Here is a 21,345-nt window from a genome sequence, read left to right on the forward strand (position 1 = left end):
CCAAATTTAACGCCGCTCTAAGATGAAACATGCTCCGGTTGTAGTATCGGGCGCAGCCGGCAACGATCGGATATTCACGTGCGAATTCCGTTGCATTTCCGAATTCAACGCTATTGATTATTCGAAGATGCTTTCATTCGCTGAAGTTGAAAATCGATCATGGTTCAATCGACTGACGTTTCATCTCATTTGACGGATTTGATTTATGGAAGTCTCTTCGGCGAGTGCAGCTGGCAGGATTTCCTCGATAGCGTTGCGCAAACGTCGCCGGGCGGCAAGGCCGCGCTGCATTACCACGATCTGACCTCGTCCGTTGCCCATGTTCCTTTCATGTCGGGCTTCTCGCAGGCCGAGGTCGACCAGTTCAGCAGCCACTTCGCCGCGGTCAATCCTTGGATCCCGAGATTGGGTCTCGTGCCCGTTGGCCAGGGCCTTTGCGGCGACGAGATCTTTCCGCGCGAAGAGCTGATCAAGTCGGAATTTTACAATGATTGGCTGAAGCGGCAGGCCGGATGCGAAACAAGCGTTGGTGTTTCCATCATTCGCGAGGAAAACCGCACCTTCATCCTGTCGACCTCGACATCTTCGGCCGACCCCGATCTCAACAGGGAAGCGGCCGAACGGTACACGATCCTCGCGCCGCATCTGAAGAGGGCGTTCGATTTCATTCGCAAGCGGGATCTGTTTGCGCCGCACGAGCACGCAAGCCAAACCCTGTTCGACAGCATCGGGGTCGGTCTGATCTACGTTTCGGAGCAAGGGAAAGTCCGTCGCTGGAACAAGAGCGCGGAGGCCTTGATGGAAGCCGGGCTGCCTGTGCGGATCACCGCAGATGGCAAGCTCGGACTGCAATGCCAGAAGTCGGCTGCCGTTCTTGAATTCCTGACCTCCCGAAACGGCATGCAGACCAAACCGCACACGGCAATCGTCAAGGGCAGGAACCAGGATAGTTACCGCCTCACGCTCGTCCGGCTTCAGTCCGATGCGTTTACCGAGTTTCTGGAGGGGCCGACCGTGGCTCTCATCGCCGAGCCGATGATGGCGAGCCCCCTCGGTGAGCGGCGCGATTTGCTGATGCAGCTCTACAAGCTGACCGCAACGGAAGTCCGGATCGCATCGAGCATCGCATCGGGCCATTCCGCCAGGGAAGTGGCTGTAGCCGACGAGATCAGCTACGAGACCGTCAGAACCCATCTGCGGAACATCTATTCCAAGCTGGGGGTCAACTCGCAGGCCGGCCTGGTGTCGCTGCTGATGCGCTGAACGGCATTCGCCAAACCAGAGCCGCTCGACCAGCCGGAGTTGCTATTCCGCGCTTTTGCCGCGAAGGACCGGTTCGCTGAGGATATTGATCTCGACGTTTGGATAAACGTGCTCTTCCAGCAAGGTGAGGGACCCAGCCCGCACTCCCACGGGTAAACAGCCTGCGTCGAAACTGACCGCCGGCACCGGCTCTTCGGCGAAAAACCTGAACAGTGTTATATGCGCTATGCTGGGCGGGGTTGGACGCCACTCTTCGAAGCAGATGGCCTGCGAAATGGCCGAGCGAAGTCTGTGCAATTCCGCCGGCTCCTCGGCTTTTACGAAGATAGCCGCTTCCGAAACCGCCACCTCGTGAAGATGAACGTCAAAAGGCGGGGTCTCGTCAATCAGTCTCTCGACGATCTCCGTCCATCTTTCCCCGTTCCGCCTCCAGACCTCCTCGTTCGGAATGCCGAATTGGGCCGCCGCCTTGACGAGGGTGACGACCGTCATATGCAGGCTTGCGGCCGGGACGCGTGATAGGGACGCGGCGCTGTCTCGCTCGATGCTGTCTTGCAGGAGGCAGAGCTTTGACAGCGCCTCGGGATCGGGAAGGAACTGCAGGTGAAACGCGCAGCACCGCTTGAACCACAGCGTATCGATCTTCGTGCGGATCACTGGCAGCAGACCCTTCCACCCAACGGGGGCACGCCGCACCGAGAGCGTGCAATTCCGATACGTGCTATCACATCGCCAAACTGTTCGCCAAGGACGGCAGGCCCTGCCGGAGATCGGCAGATGATGAAGATCTTGAGCCGCTCAGGAAGATTGCAGCACCCCGCCGCGTCGCTGGGCCTCAGTATTCGGAACCGCTTCTGTTGTTCAGATCGTGACGTTCCGTCCCTTTCAGAGGTGGATTGAAGATGCTGACGAGAATGAGGTCCTTGTCCTTGCCGCCCCGCAAATAGTGGCGATCATGTTTATCGAGGACGTAGATGTCGCCGACGCCGATAGGGAAGACGTTGCCGTCCATATCCTCGACCTCGCCTTCTCCCTGGATGCAGTAGCAGGCTTCCAGGTGGTTGCGGTACTGCAGCAGGGCTTGCGTGTTGGCGCGAACGACCGTGTGGCAGACCGTGAACCCCATCCCGTCATCATTGGTCAGCAGGCGATGGCTCGTGCCATTGCCCCAATCGACGAAGCGCTCGGTCTGCTCCACTTCCTTTAGACTTCTCACAAACATGTTCTTTCCTCTCGCAAATGACGGAGACGTCTTTGATCTCCGTGATCCCAATAGGCACCGGAATTCACGCTTGCTTCAAATGATCAAAATTGAGAAAGTTGTTAGAATAAGTTACATATGGCGTCTGAATTCGGCGCGCGGTTAGTTTGATGCGAGAATTCCACAGAGCCAATATAAGCAAGTTTTGACTAGGTTTTGACATTTCTGGTGGCGAATAAACCCTGCCGCTCATGTAAGGAATACGAACATATGCAACTGCCGCCGCTGAACGCCTTGAGAGCCTTCGAAGCGACCGCTCGGCTGATGAGCCTCTCAAAGGCCGGAGACGAATTGCATGTGACGCACGCGGCCATCAGTCATCAGCTCAAACATCTGGAGGCGTGGCTCGGCCGCAAGCTGCTGCAAAAATCCGGGCGCGGCGTGGCGCTGACCCCGGCGGGCAGCGAATATTATCTGGCTGTCTCGGGCTCACTGGCAGCCATCGCCCACGCCACCGGCAACATGCGCAGAGACCACAATATGCGGTCGATCACCGTTGGATGCATTCCTTCGATCGCGTCGCGCTGGCTGGTTCCGGCGCTGCCGTCTTTCCGGGAGAGCGAACCCGATCTCGACGTCAGGATCGTCTATGCAAAGGCGGAAGAGCGCTTCGACGACGAAAGCCTGGACGTCCTGATTACCATGGGAGAAGACCTGTCGGGGGGACGGGAGAGCCGCCTGCTTTTCTCCCGCCGCAACCAGCCGGTGGCCAGCATTCATTATCTGGCCAAGCGGAATTGGACTGTCGGCAGCGTTCCCTTTGCCGCGGCCGACCTGCTGCACGACGAGTCCGTCGACGGCTGGAAAGAATGGTTCCGGAAGACTGAGATAAAGGCACCCGAGCCGGTTCGCGGGCCGGTATTTCAGGACTTCAACATTCTTGCCACGGCGGTGATCGCCGGGCATGGGGTCGCATTATGCCCGGTCGAAGTGTTTCGGCGCGAGATTGATCGCGGCGACCTCGTCGTGCTGTCGGACATCTCGACCGCCGAGACCCAGGGATATTACCTGATCACCAGCGCCTGGGCAAAAAAGCCGGTGCGTCGCTTTACGGAGTGGTTCACGAAGGAATGCCGATCCGCCGGCTCGCCGATCATTGAATAAGCTTCGCCAAGGCGGACGATCAATGCCCAGATGAGAACGTTGAGGGAAGCGGCCGGCGTCAAGGGACACCCATTGATCTCCAGATGTTGACGATCCAATGTGAGCTAATGACCAAATCCGATATTTTGCCACCCGATCTTCGAGAAACGCTCGCTGCCGTTGGTGGACGCCTGCATCGTGGCCGAAGCGTCGAAGCTGAGCTTCGCGCCGTTTTGGCCCACATATCCGCTCTCCCGGCTGCATCGATCAGCCAAGCTGATCCGGCGATCGCGACAGCCGCAAATCTCTCTCGTTGGCGTCCTGAGCCTGCGTGGCATGACAAACTATTTTGGCCTTATCTCTCCGATAAGGAGCAGTTGTTGAGATTGCCCGATCTTCGTTACCTGTTCATATTTCATCGCGATGGGCGAATGAGGGAAGCTGCCCTCCATAGGATAACCGGGGCACTGGAGAGTCCTTTTCTGTTTGCTGCAGTCGCCATGCGTCTGAATGACTGGGCTCAGCCAGTTCGCGCTGCAGCGCTTACCTGTGCGAAACGCTGTTTCCCGCTCACGTCGGCTGACGTAATCGCCAACGCCGCGACCTCCCTGGTTCTGCACCAGGACAGTTGGGGACGATGGGGTGTTGAGCGGGAAGCGATGGAAGCGACGCTGGCAAGGCCTGATGTCGCCGAAGAGCTCGCCCGTATCCTCTGCGAGGGACAAACCGGGGCCCTTTCTCGGGTTTTTCGTCTCGCGCTGAAGAATAGCTCGATAGATCATCATTTGCCGCTGTTGGCGGCGAACGCGAGACAACCGTGGGTCCGTGCCCTGGCGGTTCAAACCATCGCGGATATGCGTGCTGTTTGGCTCGTCGGCAGGGAGTGGCAGTGGATAGATAAGTCTATGGGACGAAGGGCGCGGGTGCCTAAATTCGACTTTCGTGATGTAAGGCTCTCATTCGACAAAGCGGGTGTCATTAGAGCTGCCGCATCAGATGCGTCGCCAATCGTTCGGCGCGCTGCACTGACGGCGGTTATTCAGCATTGGCGCGGACGCGACGAGGCTCACGAACTTGCGTTGACGTTGAGATCTGATCCGAGCCCTTCAGTGAGAGAACGGGCTGCTTTTATCTTATCGAATATAAGTGAATCTGTAGCTCCGCATGGCGCCGTCGGGATACATCCTTCACAATAGACGGGCAAAGGTTGGGCGGATACCGTTGAAAAACTTCGGCGCCCGACATTAGCTTATTTTGAGCTATGGCCTGCACCTCGCCAAATGGTGCGCGTCATTCGACCTACTGATCGCATGTGGAGTTTTCGGTGAGAGACGAGCGAGAGAAAGGGCGGTGGGACACCGATGACGTGGTAACGTTCATGTACGGAAAATACAACGGCGCACTCCTACTGGCGTTACGGGATTTCTGGAAAGCACTTCGTTCAGCTTGGCCCGACAAGCGAAATCCTCCCCGGTCTCCCGATCGTCGAGAAGAACCCTAGGACTAAGAACCCGTTTGATGCTCAGCGGACCGGGGGCAAAGTGCACCGGCTCAAACGGCGCGCTTGTTCGAAATCACCCTTGATGCTAGAAAAGTGGTATGGACAACAACGTGATCAGCACTTTCGTGATGATGATGCCGCGCTCATAGCGTGGCGGGTTTCGTGCGTCCATAATGCACCAGCAACCGCCCTCGAGGCGGTTTTTTCATGGGTCGATCCGTCTCGCCGGCAATAACAGCCTTCGAAAGGAAACACCGATGAACAAGACGGACATCTATATCACCACCTCCATCCCTTATGTGAATGCCGCGCCGCATGTGGGCTTTGCCCTCGAACTCGTGCAGGCCGATGCCTATGCCCGTCATCTCAGTCTTCTCGGCCATGACGTCAGGTTCCAGTGCGGAACCGATGACAACAGCTTGAAGAATGTCAGGGCGGCGGAAGCCAGGGGACTGCAGGTGAGGGACTTCGTCAATGCCAACGCCGACAGGTTCGAGCGTCTGGGCGGCCGGCTCGATATCTCCAACCAGGAATTCGTCCGCACCTCCCGCGATGCCAGGCACGTCGCCTGTGTCCACGCCTTATGGCGGGCCTGCGCTGAAAACGGCGACCTCTATCGCAAGGCCTATGAGGGCCTCTACCGCGTCGGCTGCGAGCAATTTTACGAGCCATCGGAACTCGACGACGGGCGCTGCCCGGAACATGGGATCGCTCTTGAGGCCGTCCGTGAGGAGAACTGGTTCTTCCGTCTCTCCCGATACGGCGGCAAGCTCCTCGAACTCATCGAGACCGGTGCGCTTCGCATCGTTCCAGCCCATCGGCGCAACGAAATCCTTGCCCTGCTGCGGCGTGGCCTGACCGACATCAGCGTGTCGCGCAGCGCCGAACGGGCGAGAGGCTGGGGCGTTCCGGTTCCCGATGGGGGTGGTCCCGATGCGGGTGACGTTGTCTATGTCTGGTTCGACGCCCTGGCGAACTATCTCACAGGCCTGGGGCACGGATCCGATCAGGCGCTCCTGCAGCGCTATTGGAACGGCGGAGAACGCATCTACGTCGTCGGCAAGGGCATCTCCAAGTTCCACGCCATTTACTGGCCGGCCATCCTGCTGTCCGCCGGCCTGCCGCCGCCATCGTCGCTCCTCGTGCACGGCTACGTCACGGTGGACGGCAGGAAGATCGGCAAGTCGGCCGGCAACGGCATCGACCCGGAAGGCATCATCGACGCCTACGGAACGCCGGACGCGCTGAGATATTACCTGCTCCGGCATATACGCTCGGGAGACGATGGCGACTTCGCGGGCGAGCGTCTCGAAGCCGCATGGTCGGGAGAGCTCGCAGGCCAGCTCGGCAATCTCGCCAACCGAGTGCTTGCTCTTCTGTCCACATCTTTCAACGGCATCGTACCGAACGTGCCGGATAGCGAGTTCGTTCAGCAAGCTCAACGCCTTCCGGGCAAGGTGGCGGCGGCCTTCGATGCCTACGAACTCCATGTCGGCCTCGCCGACATTTTCGAGTTTGTTGGTGAGGCGAACCGGCGGTTTACGAAAGGTGCACCATGGGCGGATGCGAAAGCGCTGCTTGGCGATCCCGCTCCGGAGGATCGCAAAGTGACCGCCGAACGTCTTGGCGCTTGCCTGGCCGAGCAGATCTACGGCCTTGCGACCGTTGCCCGCTGCCTCCTCCCGTTCCTGCCCGGCTCGGCCGCAACGCTGCATTCCAGGCTGGGAATACCGTCTCCCCGGCTCTATCGGGATCCCCTGATCGTGACTGGGGCCAAGGCTGCCCCGCAAGCCGTGCTCTTCCCACAAAGAGCGGCAGCTTGAATCACCCCAGGGCCGGATACCCTGCGCTGCAGCGACAGCAGCGCAGGGTTGGGAGGGCGGTGACAAGAGAGCATTTGACGCGATCCTGGATGTCATAAAAGTTTCATACTGAAGCAATTGCCCGGAGCGAGAAAATAATCTATTATTTCAATAGGGAAACAAGATTTCTCGGTGCAAACGAAAGGATACTGATTGGATACATTTTTCTCGGATGCCATGCCCTTCGCATGCTTCATCTTGGTTTTTGCCCTGATAGTCGCGAGTGGCAAGCGCAGTTCAGCAAGCTCCGGCGATGGCGGTGGAGGCTGGTTCGACGCCTCGGACGACTGTGGCTGTGACGGCGGCGACGGAGGTGGAGGAGACTAAATCAAACTGAAATCGATAGAATGCCCGACCGCCTCAAGGCGGTTTTTTGTTGCCCGGATTCCAGGTCATGCCGGTGCGGCATGGGAGAAGTTGCGGCTCTCTGACGGGCAGTGGGCGAATTGACCTGCCATGCAATCAATGATTGCCACACCGAGCGCGAGTGTCTTGCCTCCATATCCAAGTCAAGGTAGTACTTGATGAGGTTCTGGGGGATCATTATGGTAAAATCCGAAGCTGGCAGTCCGTATATTTACGGTATCGACGCATTGCGATTTGTGTGTGCGTTAATGGTAACGATGTTTCATCTTGGATTTGCTTCCTGGGCTTCGCCCTTATATCTCAGACCCTACGAAATGCCCGTGATTGAGAATATTGCCCAACCCGGTTGGGTTGGTGTCGAACTGTTCTTCGTCATATCAGGGCTCGTCATCATCAACTCTGCCGCTTCGGCTACCGCGATGTCGTTTCTGAAGGGGCGAATTCTGCGGCTATATCCGGCGGTATGGATATGTGGGTCACTGACACTCCTCTTCATCGCAACGCAGGATGTTAACAGGCGGATTATCAAGAACTATCTTCGGTCGATCACGCTGTACCCCGGGGGCCCATGGATAGACGGTCAATATTGGACGTTGGCCTGCGAGATCTGTTTCTATGCCCTTGTCTTCATCCTGTGTGCGGCCGGTCAAAGGGCGAGGATGCCAGCGCTGGCGCTCGGCCTGTCGTTGGCAAGCACCGGTTTCATCGCTCTGTTGAACGCCTTTCCCGATTCAGAGGTGCTGGCGATATTCACCGATACCGCCTGGCGGGCCGTTCCCTTTTACTACGGCTGCCAATTTGCCATCGGCATCTACATCTACATCTGGCTTTTGTCTCAAACCCGCATGAGCAGGGTTTCGTGGGTGGGTTTCGTCTTCGCGCTGGCAGCGGGTGCCACTCAGATTTACATGGCAGCCGGCAGCACCAGCGAGCGAACGCTTGCCGCAGCTGGTCACTCGTTCTCGCCGTTTCCGGCAATCGTCCTCTGGGTGGCGGGGCTGATATTCATCGCCGCGAGCGTCGCTTATGGCCGGCAGATCAGTCGCCTGCCGAAAGCCTTTCTCCAAGCGGTCAAGACCCTCGGTTCAATGACCTATCCGCTCTATCTTCTGCATTTTGCGATAGGCATTCAGCTTCTCGATTGGTTGACCGATCTGGGAATGACACCGCTGCCGGCACTCGGTTTGGCCATTGCGATCGTCTGTCTGATGTCGCTCGTCGTGTGCAAATGGGGAGAGCCTCCCATCCGAGGCGCTTTGCGCATGGTTTTCGAGAGGCTTGGCGAATGGGCTCCTGGTTTTCAGGCAAAGGAGTCTCGGGTTTAGGTGCTGCGTGCCTTGGATGTTTCGGGTTCCGCTCGCTCGTCTGCGCAGGCGGTTTTGATGCTGCTTCGGTTAGTCCAAGCTCTCACGCGTTCAAGCGCCGGCTGAGGATCTGCGGGATCATGCCGCCCCGGCGCAGGGTTTCGACTTCCTGCTCGGTTTCCACGGCTGCGCGACCGGCGATCAGTTGCGGCTCGCCGAGGTGCTTTTTCCAAGTGAGCCTGATTTGTCCGCGGGGAACGACAATGTCGGCCTCGACATCAATCAGATCCAATGCGCTGACGTGGAGTGATTGATCTGCCGGCAGAACGATGGGAAGGACGCCCATCCCGATCAGGTTGGTTCGATGAATTCGCTCAAAACTTCTGGCGATCACCGCCCGCACGCCGAGCAGGGCCACGCCCTTGGCTGCCCAGTCGCGGGATGAGCCGGCGCCATAACGTTCGCCGGCGATAATAACGACCGAACGGCCTTCGCGCCGGTAACGCTCTGCGATATCCCACAAGGCGCCCTCCTCAAGCGTTGGTGCAAAAATCGTCGTCGACGCTGCCCTGCCGTCCAGAAGCAGATTGCCGGCGGTTCGATTGTCGAAAAGTCCACGCACCATCGCTTCCCAGTTGCCGCGTCTGGCGGCATAGACGTTGAGATCATCAGGGGAGTCTCCGGCGGCAACGAGATGGCGGCCCGCATGGCTTTCCGCACCGATCTGGCCCGCGGGCGAGATGTGGTCCGTCGTCATGTCGTCGCCCAGAACGAGCAGGGGATGCGCGCTATAGGTGCCGAGCCGGTTGGTCATGCCGGCCGCGGCAAACGGCGGCCGCCTGATGTAGGTGGAGGCTTGGTCCCAGGGAAATGTCGGTGACGTCGGAGCGGCGAGTTCATGCCATGCCTTGTTTTCCGCAGCCTGGCGAAAGGCCAGGCTGAAATCCTCCGGCCGCGAGAATTCACGGACAACGGCATCGATCTCTTCGTCGGACGGAAGGAGATCGCGAAGATAGACGGCGGCGCCATCGGCTTTGCTTGCCATTTCGCGGTTCATCGGCTCGGGCGAAAATTTGCCGATCAGGGAAAGGGCAACGACGAGCGGGGGAGAGGCCAGGAAGCCGAACTGCAGGCTCGAATGGACACGACCCGGGAAGTTGCGGTTGCCGGACAGAAGAGCAGCGGCAACCGTTCCTTCGGCAATCGCCTTTTCCATGTCAGGCTGAAGCGGGCCGGAATTGCCGATACAGGTGGTGCAGCCATGCCCGACAATGCCGAAGCCGATGGCGTCGAGTTCTGCCAGGAGCCCGCTTCGCTTGAGAAACAGCTCCGCAGCCGGCGATCCCGGCGCCAGCGACGTCTTGACCCAATGGGGTGGGCGTAAACCAAGGGCGTTCGCCTTGCGGGCAATCAGACCGGCGGCGGCCAACAGCCGCTGATCCGACGTGTTCGTGCAGCTGGTGACGGCGGCGATGGCGATGGCGCCGTCCGGAATGCCGCCGGTCCCGCCCTTGAACTCCCGCCCGGATGCAAGCTCAAGTGCGCCGGCTGCCTGTTCGAGAGGCAGCTTGTCTTGCGGGCGCCGCGGCCCGGCAAGGAGAGGCCGAACCTTTGCAAGATCGAGCTCGATCAATCTGGTATAACGTGGCGCGGCCTGAGGATCGAACCAAAGCCCCATCGCTTTGGCGGCGTCTTCGACCAGTGTGCAATGCTCGTTGGTGCGGCCGGTCTGGCTGAGATAGGCGATCGTCTGCGCGTCGATCGGGAAGAAGCCGGTCGACGCTCCGTATTCCGGCGCCATATTGGCAATCACCGCCCGATCGCCGGCGGTGAGCGTCGAGACCCCCTCGCCGAAGAATTCAACGAATTCTCCGGATATCTGATGCGACCGCAGCAGGTGGGTGACCTCGAGCGCCAGGTCGGTCGACAGAACGCCCGCAGGAAGCCGTCCCTGCAACTGCACTCCGACGACATCCGGCAGCCGGATGGCGACCGGAAATCCGAAAAACACACTTTCCGCCTCGAGCCCGCCGACACCCCAGGCAAGCACCCCGATGCCGTTGATCATCGGCGTATGGCTGTCCGTGCCGATCAATGTGTCGGGAACGGCCCATCTCTCGCCGTCGCGCTCTTCCAGCCGGATGACTGTTGCCAACTGTTCGAGATTGATCGTGTGCATGATGCCGGTGCCTGGCGGATGGACGGTGACACCGGGCAGGGCGGCCGTTGCCCATTTCATCAGGCGGTAGCGCTCGCTGTTGCGCTCCATCTCGCGCCGCATGTTGAAGCTTCGGGCATCCGTCGACCCGTAACGGTCGACCCCGACACTATGGTCGACGGAGACGTCGACGGGCAGCACGGGTGTCAGGCGCGACGGGTCGCCGCCGGCCTCGGCAATCGCTTCGCGCATGGCGGCAATATCGACGAGCGCAGGAACACAGGTCGTGTCGTGCATCAGCACCCGCGACGGGTGAAAGTCGATCTCGGCGTCACTGGTGCCGCTGACGAGCCAAAGCTTCAAGGCTTCGATCGCCGCGGGCAGGCGGTGAGGAGCGCGTCTTGCGATGTTCTCGAGCAAGATACGGTGGACGAAGGGCAGGCGCGGGAAATCGGGACCAAAGGCCGCGGACAAATCGACGGCGTTCACAAACCCGTCTGCCGTCGCAATCCGCAAAACCATGATCAAATCTCCCTAATTTGATTTTTAACATCTAAAAAGCCAATATTTGCGGCGTGTCAATGCAATTATCTCGGCTTATTGGCTTTTTGATCGGGAGGCTGTCCAAAATTCCCGCTCCATTGGTTCCATTCGCCGGGGGCATGCACTAGTGTGCCTCACACCGTTTCCGTCACCGGGATAGCAACACATGCGCTCCAGCCAGTTAGCCCAAACCATCGCGAATGAAATCACTCTGCTCGTCACCTCAGGCGAACTTCCCGTCGGCGGGCATGTAAAAACCCAGCAGCTCGCCGACCGCTTTGGCGTCTCAAGATCGCCGATACGCGAGGCGATGGACATGCTGGCAAGCCAGGGGGTGCTGGAGCAGAAGGAAAACCGCGGCTTCTTCGTCAAGGAGGTCGCGGGCGGCATCGCCGAGCGCGTGCGCGACGACGCGGAGCCTTTCGAGGTCGTGAACGATTATCAGCGGCTTGCCGAGGACTGGCTGACGGATCGGATTCCGGCTGAGGTCACGGAGCAGATGCTGCGCGAGCGCTATGAACTGACGAAATCGCAGGTCAACGACGTACTGATGCGCGCGACCCGCGAAGGCTGGGCCGAGCGCAAGCAGGGGTATGGTTGGCGCTTTCTCCCCGTGGCGAAGACCCCTGAGGCCTTCGAGCAGATCTATCGCTTTCGCATGCTGATCGAGCCGGCCGCGATGCTGGAGCCGGAGTTCAGTCTCGACCGGAAGATCATCGAGGAGCAGCGACGAATCCAGATGCGCATGCTGGAGACCGACATCGAGCGCCTGCCGGCCGAACGTCTGCTGCACAATGGCGCGCTCTTCCATGAAGAGCTCATCAAGATGTCGAACAATCCGTTTTTCCACCTTTCGCTGGTTCGGGTGAACCGCATGCGCCGCCTTTTGGAATATCGCTCGCGCGTCGACCGCAGCCGCACGGTGCGGCAGTGCCAGGAACATCTCGATATCCTTGATCTTCTCGAGCGTGGCGAGGTCGTGGAAGCGTCCTATGCCATGCGCCGGCACCTGGGTGGTGCGCTGTCGAAAAAGTCTCCGGTGACCTGGTCGTGGTCGCATCAGGCGCATGAAAAAGAGGTTCTCGAAAAATAGGGATTGCATTTTTAGATTTAAAAAGCCAATAATCTCCCCGTGACATTGTGCGGCGATATCGCTCGTCGCCTCATGGGAGATTGTCTGATGAAAATATTCGTGACGCCGTGTGATGGGATTGGTCCGGAGATCACCGCGGCAACAATGGAAGTCATGAAGGCCACGGATGCGGCTTTCGGTTTGGGCCTCGAATACCAGTTCGAGGACACCGGCTTCACCAGTCTCGAAAAATACGGCTCGACCCTTCGCGATGAGACGATCGAGCTTGCCCGCACCTTCGACGGCATCATTCTCGGGCCGCAGTCCCATATGGACTATCCGGCTCGCGACAAGGGCGGCGTCAACGTCTCGGCCGGCTTCCGCGTCAAGCTCGATCTTTACGCCAATGTCCGTCCCGCCCGGTCCCGTCCGTTCCTGAACGACGCCAAGACGATGGACCTCGTCATCATGCGCGAGGCAACGGAAGGCTTCTATCCCGATCGCAACATGTATGCCGGCACCGGCGAGTTCATGCCCACCCCCGAGGTGGCGCTGTCCGTGCGCAAGATTACCGCATCGGCCTGCGAACGCATCGCCCGCCAGGCCTTCCTGCTTGCCATGAAGCGCAACAAGAAGGTGACTGCGGTCCACAAGGCCAACAACTTTATCCTGACGGACGGTCTCTTCCTGCAGCAGGTGCGCAAGGTTGCCGCCGAGTTTCCCGATGTCACGCTCAACGAGTTCATCATCGACGCGATGGCAGCGCATCTGGTGCGCGATCCCTCCCGTTTCGACGTGATCGTCGCGACGAATTTCTATTCGGACATCCTCTCGGATCTGGCGAGCGAACTCTCCGGCAGCCTCGGGCTTGCCGGCTCGATCAATGCCAATGCCGAGACCGGCCTCGTCTGCGCCCAGGCGCAGCATGGCTCCGCCCCCGATATTCAAAACCGGAATATCGCCAACCCCACCTCGCTCATCCTGTCGGCCGCGATGATGCTGAGCTGGCTCGGCGAGCAGCGGGGTCTTCCGCAATTCGAAGCCGCCGGCGCCGAAATCGAGCGTGCCGTCGATGAAATTCTGGCCGATCCGGCGGCCCGCACCCGCGATCTTGGCGGCAGCACCAACACCGACGCCTTTGGCTCCCTTGTCGCCAAGGCAGTTCGAAACAGCGGCGGCGAACGGAAGGCCGCCACCGCGTAACTCTTTGCACTTTGGCTTTTGTAAATCCAAAGTTCGAAGCTGGAGGAAGCGAGGGCAGGGAGTGGCCCTCGCGCAATTGCCCGGAGGAGCTTTCGAGCACGGGCGCTTTATTGGGAGATCAGAAAATGAACAGGCACATTTCCGTCCGCTCGACAGCTTTCGCCGTCGCCACGGCCATTTCGACCGCGTTTGCAGTTCCCGCATTCGCACAGGACGTTCCGGCCGGATACCCGGCAGACTACGCCGACCTCATTGCCAAGGCAAAGAAGGAAGGCACCGTCTCGATCTATACCTCCACGGATGCGGCCCAGTCGCAGAAGCTGCAGGACGGTTTCACCAAGAAATACGGCATCAAGATCGCCTATAACGATCTTGGCACCAACGGCGCCTACAATCAGGTAATCTCCGAAGCCGCGGCAGGCCAGACGACCGCCGACCTCGTCTGGAGTTCGGCGATGGACCTGCAGATGACGCTGGTCCAGGACGGCTATGCCAGCGAATACGCCTCGCCCGAGGCTGCGAACCTGCCGGCCTGGGCCAATTATAAGAACACCCTGTTCGCCACCACCGTCGAGCCGATCGGGGTGATCTACAACACCAAGGCGCTGCCGGAAGACAAGCTGCCGAAGACCTATGCCGACATGATTACCTTCCTGAAGGAGAACAAGTCGACGCTTCAGGGCAAGGTGGCGACATTCGATCCGGAAAAGAGCGGATCCGGCTTCCTCCATCATTCCAATGATGCCCGCAACCGCAAGGACTTCTGGGATCTCGCCAAGGCCATGGGCGACGACGGCGCGAAAATCTATTCGAGCTCCGGCGGCATGAAAGAGACGGTCGTCTCGGGCGAGAATGTGATTGCCATCAACATCATCGGCTCGTACGCGCTCGCCTGGGTCAAGGAAAGCCCGAACCTCGGCGTCCATTTCGCAACCGACTATACCCCGGCCTTCTCGCGTCTGGCGCTGATCACCAAGGATGCGCCGCACGCAAACGCCGCCAAGCTCTTTGTCGACTTCATGCTGTCGGCCGAAGGTCAGTCTCTGCTTGCCGAAGGCGGGCTGCCGTCGGTTCGCGAGGACGTGACGGCCGGCCTAAACGTCAAGACGCTCAATGAGCGTGTGGGCGGTGGCCTGAAGCCGATCGCCGTCGATGAAGGCGTTCTGGAATACATGGATCAGATGAAGCGCGTCCAGTTCCTCAATGATTGGAAGGCAGCCCTCGGCCGCTGATACACCGCCATCCGCGGCGCTTTCGGCGCCGCGGCTCCGCCCCCGTTTGCGAGAGGCAAGGAATGTTTACCCACGCTCAAGCACCTGATGCAGTCGAGCTTTCAAAAGCCGCCGCCGAAAAGAAATACCCGGCAGGGATGCCGCGGCATGGCAATGCGAGTGCCTATAGGATCATCGTGATCGGCCTGCTCGCAATCGCCGTCCTCGCGCCGGTCGGATTGATCATCTACCAGAGTTTCCTGACGGCGGCCTTCTTCAGCCCGCGTGCCAAATTCGGTCTCGATGCCTATCGTTACGTCTTCGCCGACAAGAACTTTTACAAGGCGCTCGGCACCACCGCGATCTTCTCCTTCGGCATGGTCCTGATCGCCGTGCCGCTTGGCGGCTTGCTGGCCTTCCTGATCACCCGGACGGATATCAAGGCAAAACGCCTGCTCGAAATTCTGGTGCTGGTGCCGATGTTCATCTCGTCGATCGTGCTCGCCTTCGGCTACACGGTCTCGGTCGGTCCGACGGGCTTCGTCTCGCTGTTTGTCCGCGACATCATCGGCATTGTGCCCTGGAATATCTACAGCCTGCCGGGCATGATCCTGATTGCCGGCCTGAGCCATGTGCCGCACGTCTATCTCTACGTCTCCTCGGCCATGCGCAATCTCCCGTCCGATCTCGAGGAGGCCGCGCGCACGGCCGGCGCCTCCGTCTGGCAGGTTTCGCGCGACGTCACCCTGCCGATGGTGCTGCCGGCGCTGATCTTTGCCGCGGCGCTCAACGTCCTGCTCGGCTTCGAGACCTTCGGCATTCCGCTGGTGCTCGGTGATCCGAACGGCATCATGGTGCTCACCACCTATATCTACAAGCTCACCACGCTGTTCGGCACGCCGACCTATCAGCTGATGGCCGTGGTCGCCGTGGTGCTGGTGCTGATCACCCTGCCGCTCGTCTGGATGCAGCGCAGGCTGCTGCGCAATGCGCGCAAATACGCTGCCATGGGCGGCAAGGGCGCGCGTGTCTCCACCCTCAAGCTCGGCAAGAGCGGCCAGATCATCGCCTTGTCGATCATCGGCCTCTGGCTGTTCGTTTCCGTCGTCCTGCCGATCGGCGGCATCACGGTGCGGGCTTTCGTCGATGCCTGGGGCGAGGGCGTCAACCTCTGGGATCAGCTGACGTTTTCGAATTTCAGCCGCATGCTGGAAGTCCCGAGCCTTTATAACGGCATCGTCAACACGGTCATTCTGTCGGTCCTCGGCGGCGCCGCGGCGGTCGCCATCTATCTCGCCGTCGGTCTTGCCGGGCATCGGAACTGGGGGATGTCGAACACCGTGCTCGACTATATCGTCCTGCTGCCGCGGGCCCTGCCGGGTCTGGTCGTCGGTCTGGCCTTCTTCTGGGTCTTTCTGTTCGTGCCTTTCCTGACGCCGTTGAGGCCGACCCTCATCAGCCTGTTCGTCGCCTATCTGGTCGTCGGCCTGTCCTACGGTCTGCGCCTGCTGCAAGGCACGCTGATCCAGGTGGCGCCGGAACTGGAAGAGTCGGCCCGCACGACCGGCGCCACGATCGGCCGCACCTGGAAGGATGTCGTCATCCCGATCGTTCGGCCGGGGCTCGCCGGCGCCTGGGCGCTGATCATGATCATCTTCCTCCGTGAATACGCCACAGGTGTCTACCTGATGGGCGCAGGCACCGAGGTGATCGGTTCGCTGATGGTCTCGCTGCTGCAGACCGGCGCCATGAACACGATCGCCGCGCTCGCCCTCATCAGCATCGTTATGACGGGCGCAGGTCTCGCACTCGCCCTCCGTTTGGGAGCAAAAATCCATGACTGAACTCGTTGTCAGCAATGTCCAGAAGTGGCTGGGCGGCCTGCAGATCCTCAAAGGCGCATCCTTCAGCGCCCAGCGCGGCTCCATCGTTGCCCTGCTCGGCGCCTCCGGCAGCGGCAAGACCACGCTCCTGCGCTGCATCGCCGGTCTCGAGCAGCCGGAAATCGGCCAGATCGTCATCGGCGGCAAGACCGTGCTCGATGGCGAGAAGAAACTGGCGCTTCCGCCCGAGCAGCGCAATATCGGCCTGGTCTTCCAGTCCTATGCGCTCTGGCCGCATCGGACCGTGAAGGAGAATGTCGGCTACGGCCTGAAGCTGCGCAGCGTCGCGCAGACCGATATCGAAAAGCGGGTGCAGGCGATCCTCGACCGCATGGGGCTCGGCCATCTTGCCGATCGCTTCCCCTCGCAGCTTTCGGGCGGCCAGCAGCAGCGCGTGGCGATCTGCCGGGCGCTGGTTTACGAACCGCGGGTATTGCTGCTCGACGAGCCGCTCTCCAACCTCGATGCGAAGCTTCGCGAAGAGGCGCGCTACTGGATCCGCAAGCTGATCCTCGACCTCGAAATCTGCGCGATCCTGGTGACGCACGACCAGAGCGAGGCGCTGGCCGCCGCCGACAATATTCTCCTGCTGCAGGACGGTCGCATCGTCCAGCAGGGCGGACCGCAGGAGATCTATTCCAACCCGAACAGCTTCTATTCGGCCGACTTCCTCGGCGCCAACAACATCGTCAAGGCGAAGGTGAAGACCATCGACGGCAAGAGTGCCGTCATCGGGGGCGACAACTGGAGTCTCGGCGGGACGGTTCGGGAAGCGTCGGGCCTCAATGCATCGCAGGATGCGCGCGCCGTCATCCGGGTCGAACAGATCAGCGTCAGCGACCAGCCCGATGCCGGCGGGCTCGAAATGAACCTCGACGACAGCATCTATCTCGGGGATCGGTGGGAATACCGCCTTCGCCGCGGCGATTTTGTCGCCAAGGCGCATGGCGCCAAGCAGCTGCCGTCGGGAACCGTCTGGGCGCGCATTCCAGCAGAAAGCGTCTGGGTATTCTCTGCGGGGCAGAAATAGCGCCGCGCAAACAAAGGGGCCCACATGTCAAAGCCGCCGCGGATAACGCTGGTCCATGCAACGCCGATCGCCATGGAGCCGATCAGGCTGGCCTTCGCGTCGTCATGGCCGGATGCCGATCTCGTCAACCTGCTGGAGGACAGCCTGTCCCCCGACCGCGCAAAGCAGAGCGAGATCACCGACGCGCTCACGGCGCGCATCGGGTTTCTGACGACCTATGCGCGCCAGATCGGCAGCGATGCGGTGCTCTTCACGTGCTCGGCCTTCGGCAGAGCCATCGAGCTTGCGGCAAAGAGCGTCGACATCCCCGTGCTGAAACCGAATGAGGCGATGTTCGAGGCGGCGATCCGGCGAGGCGAAAGAACGGCGATGCTCTACACCTTCCCGCCCGCCCGCGAAGGCATGGAGGTGGAGTTTCGCGAGGAGGCGGCGCGTATCGACCCCACCGCCCTCATGGAGAGTTTTCTGGTGGAGGGCGCAATCGAGGCGGTGAGGGCAGGAGATGTCGAGACGCACAACCGGCTGGTCGCCGAAGCGGCCGCCCGCCTCAGCGGTTTCGACAGCATTGTTCTTGCCCATTTCTCCACGGCGCGTGCCGTGCCCGCCGTCCAGGCGGTGACGGACATTCCGGTTCTGTCCAGCCCGGACGCGGCGATTGCGAAATTGCGGAATTTGATCGGCTGATAACGCGGGGCGAGTAGCCCGTTTTTAAATTGAAGGAGATCTCATGGGGACCATCAAACGGCGGGAATTCATGGCGTGGACCGCTGCGGGCATTGCCCTTTCCACGTTCACCGCCTCTGCGGGCGAAGAGCAGGTGGCCTTTTCCGCAGGGACAGCCAAGCCGGCCTTCAAGGCGCCGTCGCTGACCTGTGACGCGCATTTTCATATCTACGACAGCAAGTATCCGGCTGCTGCAAATGCCAGCCTTATCCCCCCGGATGCGTCGCTCGCCGACTATGCCAAGCTGCGCTCGAGGCTCGGCTTCGAGCGCAGCATCATCGTTCAGCCGTCCACTTACGGAACGGACAATTCGTGCCTGCTTGCAGCATTGGCCGCGCTCGGCGATGCTGCGAGAGGCATTGCCGTGGTCGACACGTCCGTGACCGATGGTGAACTCAAACGGCTCGACGCCGCCGGCATTCGCGGCATCCGTTTCAATCTTGGAAGGGCCGGCGCCACGACAATTGATATGATCGAGCCGCTTTCAAAAAGGGTGGCGGATTTCGGCTGGCACATCCAGGTGCATATGAAGGGCGACGACATCGCCGAACATGCGGGATTGTTCCAAAACCTTCCCGTCGTAACGGTCTTCGATCATCTCGGCCGCATCCCGCAACCTGCCGGCAAGGCGCACCCCGCGTTCAAAGTGGTCGCCGACCTGCTCGAAAACGGAAAAGCCTACACGAAACTCTCGAGCATTTATCAGGACACCGTGGTCGGCCCGCCAACCTACGAAGACATGGGAGCGCTTGCGAAGGCCTATCTCGCGCTGGCGCCGGAGCGAGTTCTGTGGGCTTCCGATTGGCCGCATCCTTCGCCCGGAAAGTCGGGCAAGCCCGATGATGCGTTGCTGATGGACCTTTGTGCCGATTGGGCGGCAGACGATGCCACCCGGCGAAAGATCTTTGTCGAGAATGCCGCCGGCCTCTACGGCTTTTGAGCACAGAGCCAGGAAACCAAAAGAGAGAATGGAAAAATGCTGCTCGGGGTTATTGCCGACGATTTTACCGGGGCCGGGGACATCGCCAACACGATCGCGAAAGGCCTGCCGGGGCAGGGCGGCCTTCGCACCGTGCAATATCTCGGCATCCCGCCTAAAGCGGCTGCCGGCGATGTCGAGGCCGGTGTGATTTCGCTGAAGAGCCGATCGGTCGATGCGGCGATCGCCGTCAGACAATCGCTCGACGCGCTGCAATGGCTGCTCGATCAAGGCTGCGAACAGATCGTCTTCAAATATTGCTCGACCTTCGATTCGACGCCGGCCGGCAATATCGGCCCGGTGGGGGAAGCGCTCGCCGAGGCCCTGGGCGTCAAGGGCGTCGTCGCCTGCCCAGCCTTTCCGGAAGCGGGGCGGACGGTCTATCAGGGGCACCTCTTCGTCAAGGACCGGCTGCTCAGCGAGTCCGGCCTGCAAAACCATCCGCTCAATCCGATGAGCGATGCCGATCTCCGCCGTTGGCTGCGGCTGCAGACCAATTCGGATGTCGGACATGTCGATATCGCCGCCGTTCGCAAGGGATCCCAAGCGATCGAGGCAGCCTTGCGCAGGAATGCCGAAGAAGAGCGTGTGCTCGTCATCGTCGATGCGATCACGGATAGCGATCTCGTCGCCATTGGCCGTGCGGCGGCGGCGCATCGCCTTGTCACTGGCGGCTCCGGCATCGCCCTTGGTCTTGCCGCGAACTTCGTGGAGCGTGGGCTTGCGCGCGGCACAGACACCGGTTCGCCAGCTGTCGACGGGCCGGAGGCGATCCTGGCCGGCAGCTGCTCCGGCGCCACACGGGAACAGGTGGAGATTCACGGACGCAACCATCCGATCCTGGCGATCGACGTGGCCGGGGTGATGGGCGGCAAGGTTGCGATGTCGGATCTGACCTCCTTTCTCCTCGCCAATCGGGGAAGGGCGCCGTTGGTCTATTCCTCCGGCAGCCCTGACGAGGTCCAGGCTATCCAGGCCCGCTTTGGCCGGGAGAAGGTCGCCGAGGCACTCGACAGGCTCTTTGCCGACACCGCCCAGGCCCTGATCGGCGCCGGCATCCGGCGGCTTGTCGTTGCCGGCGGGGAGACATCCGGCGCCGTCGTTTCGGCGCTCGATCTCGGGGCGCTGACGATCGGGCCCGAGATCGATCCCGGCGTCCCGGTTCTCATCTCCAACGGCGATGCGCCAGTGGCGCTTGCGCTCAAATCAGGCAATTTCGGCGCGCCGGATTTCTTCAGCAAGGCGCTGGAGAGGCTTTCAGGACGATGAGTGCCGAAAGACAGTTACGCGGGCGCATCATCCGCCTGCTGCGCACGGATGTGCGGAAGCGGATGCTCGCGGCCGCCAGCGTTGAAGAACTGAAAGACCTATTGGGGCCTATTCAAGGAGAATCTCGATGAAAACCGCGGACCTGGTCGATGCGCATGGAGACGATGTCCATTTCTGCAACCTGCCTTTCCTGAAGCTCGGCAAGCGGACGTCCTTCGCCGGCCCGATCGCCACCGTGAAATGCTTTGAAGACAATGCCCTTCTCAAATCCGAGCTGCAGAAGCCGGGCGAAGGCCAGGTGATGATCGTCGACGGCGGCGGTTCGAGCCGAGTGGCTCTTCTGGGCGACCAGATTGCCATGATCCTCAGAGATAATGGTTGGGCAGGCATCATCATCAACGGCGCGGTGCGCGATAGCGCCGAGATTAACGGCATGGATGTCGGCGTGTTCTGCGTGTCGGTCTCGCCGAAGAAATCCGTCAAGGACGGTGCGGGCAAAACCGGCATTCCCATCCAGTTCGGCGGCGTGACCTTCACCCCCGGCGCTTTCGTCTATGTCGATGCGGACGGTGTGTTGACGAGCAGCCGCGACCTGCGTTGATGGGCGACCGCCACTGCCGAGCCCGGTCTGAAG

At 60.5% G+C, this 21,345-nt stretch carries 17 protein-coding genes; 14 read left to right on the forward strand and 3 right to left on the reverse strand.

The window, feature by feature from the left end; all coding sequences use genetic code 11:
• Window positions 1-159: 159 nt before the first annotated feature.
• On the forward strand, window positions 160-1,263 hold the full coding sequence (locus tag CO657_RS02960) for a helix-turn-helix transcriptional regulator (RefSeq protein WP_054181469.1): 1,104 nt from the start codon (window positions 160-162) through the stop codon (window positions 1,261-1,263).
• Window positions 1,264-1,305: 42 nt separating this feature from the next.
• Here CO657_RS02960 and CO657_RS02965 read toward each other — a convergent pair whose 3' ends face one another.
• Window positions 1,306-1,920 carry a 2'-5' RNA ligase family protein gene (locus CO657_RS02965; RefSeq protein WP_054181470.1) on the reverse strand — a complete coding sequence of 205 codons (615 nt, stop codon included), beginning with the start codon at window positions 1,918-1,920 and terminating at the stop codon, window positions 1,306-1,308.
• Between the two features lie 178 nt (window positions 1,921-2,098).
• Window positions 2,099-2,485, reverse strand: a complete 387-nt coding sequence (locus CO657_RS02970; RefSeq protein ID WP_003588146.1) for an ectoine synthase — start codon at window positions 2,483-2,485, stop codon at window positions 2,099-2,101.
• A gap of 249 nt (window positions 2,486-2,734) precedes the next feature.
• Here CO657_RS02970 and CO657_RS02975 point away from each other — a divergent pair, with 249 nt between their 5' ends.
• From CO657_RS02975 to CO657_RS02990, 4 genes are all read left to right on the forward strand, one after another.
• A complete protein-coding gene (locus CO657_RS02975; RefSeq protein WP_054181471.1) occupies window positions 2,735-3,628 on the forward strand; it encodes a LysR substrate-binding domain-containing protein in 894 nt (297 codons plus the stop codon).
• 107 nt (window positions 3,629-3,735) lie between these two features.
• On the forward strand, window positions 3,736-4,803 hold the full coding sequence (locus tag CO657_RS02980) for a hypothetical protein (protein ID WP_128715514.1): 1,068 nt from the start codon (window positions 3,736-3,738) through the stop codon (window positions 4,801-4,803).
• Between the two features lie 562 nt (window positions 4,804-5,365).
• Window positions 5,366-6,931, forward strand: a complete 1,566-nt coding sequence (locus CO657_RS02985) for a methionine--tRNA ligase (RefSeq protein WP_054181473.1) — start codon at window positions 5,366-5,368, stop codon at window positions 6,929-6,931.
• A 584-nt stretch (window positions 6,932-7,515) separates the two neighbouring features.
• The gene (locus CO657_RS02990) at window positions 7,516-8,661 is read left to right on the forward strand and encodes an acyltransferase family protein (RefSeq protein WP_054181913.1); all 1,146 of its coding nucleotides are present in this window, start codon (window positions 7,516-7,518) and stop codon (window positions 8,659-8,661) included.
• Between the two features lie 82 nt (window positions 8,662-8,743).
• Here CO657_RS02990 and acnA read toward each other — a convergent pair whose 3' ends face one another.
• Window positions 8,744-11,320: an aconitate hydratase AcnA gene (gene acnA, locus CO657_RS02995; protein WP_054181474.1), complete on the reverse strand. Its 2,577-nt coding sequence runs from the start codon at window positions 11,318-11,320 to the stop codon at window positions 8,744-8,746.
• A gap of 187 nt (window positions 11,321-11,507) precedes the next feature.
• On the opposite strand from acnA, the gene CO657_RS03000 reads away from it, so the two are divergent.
• The 9 genes from CO657_RS03000 to rraA all read left to right on the forward strand — a co-directional run bounded on the left by CO657_RS03000 (window position 11,508) and on the right by rraA (window position 21,312).
• Complete coding sequence (locus CO657_RS03000) at window positions 11,508-12,434, forward strand: GntR family transcriptional regulator (RefSeq protein WP_003588141.1); 927 nt, start codon at window positions 11,508-11,510, stop codon at window positions 12,432-12,434.
• Window positions 12,435-12,521: 87 nt separating this feature from the next.
• Window positions 12,522-13,616, forward strand: a complete 1,095-nt coding sequence (locus tag CO657_RS03005; RefSeq protein ID WP_054181475.1) for an isocitrate/isopropylmalate dehydrogenase family protein — start codon at window positions 12,522-12,524, stop codon at window positions 13,614-13,616.
• 125 nt (window positions 13,617-13,741) lie between these two features.
• On the forward strand, window positions 13,742-14,848 hold the full coding sequence (locus CO657_RS03010; RefSeq protein WP_063856426.1) for an ABC transporter substrate-binding protein: 1,107 nt from the start codon (window positions 13,742-13,744) through the stop codon (window positions 14,846-14,848).
• 62 nt (window positions 14,849-14,910) lie between these two features.
• Window positions 14,911-16,671, forward strand: a complete 1,761-nt coding sequence (locus CO657_RS03015) for an ABC transporter permease (protein ID WP_054181476.1) — start codon at window positions 14,911-14,913, stop codon at window positions 16,669-16,671.
• Complete coding sequence (locus CO657_RS03020; RefSeq protein ID WP_054181477.1) at window positions 16,664-17,740, forward strand: ABC transporter ATP-binding protein; 1,077 nt, start codon at window positions 16,664-16,666, stop codon at window positions 17,738-17,740. Before CO657_RS03015 ends, CO657_RS03020 begins: the two co-directional genes overlap by 8 nt.
• A 24-nt stretch (window positions 17,741-17,764) precedes the next feature.
• The gene (locus CO657_RS03025; protein ID WP_054181478.1) at window positions 17,765-18,424 is read left to right on the forward strand and encodes an arylsulfatase; all 660 of its coding nucleotides are present in this window, start codon (window positions 17,765-17,767) and stop codon (window positions 18,422-18,424) included.
• A gap of 43 nt (window positions 18,425-18,467) precedes the next feature.
• Window positions 18,468-19,403, forward strand: coding sequence for an amidohydrolase family protein (locus CO657_RS03030; RefSeq protein ID WP_054181479.1), 936 nt, complete (start codon window positions 18,468-18,470; stop codon window positions 19,401-19,403).
• A 36-nt stretch (window positions 19,404-19,439) separates the two neighbouring features.
• Window positions 19,440-20,711, forward strand: coding sequence for a 3-oxo-tetronate kinase (gene otnK, locus CO657_RS03035; protein ID WP_054181480.1), 1,272 nt, complete (start codon window positions 19,440-19,442; stop codon window positions 20,709-20,711).
• A gap of 127 nt (window positions 20,712-20,838) precedes the next feature.
• The gene (gene rraA, locus CO657_RS03040) at window positions 20,839-21,312 is read left to right on the forward strand and encodes a ribonuclease E activity regulator RraA (protein ID WP_054181481.1); all 474 of its coding nucleotides are present in this window, start codon (window positions 20,839-20,841) and stop codon (window positions 21,310-21,312) included.
• Window positions 21,313-21,345: the final 33 nt, after the last annotated feature.

It is taken from the genome of Rhizobium acidisoli (assembly GCF_002531755.2).
Taxonomy (GTDB): Bacteria; Pseudomonadota; Alphaproteobacteria; order Rhizobiales; family Rhizobiaceae; genus Rhizobium; species Rhizobium acidisoli.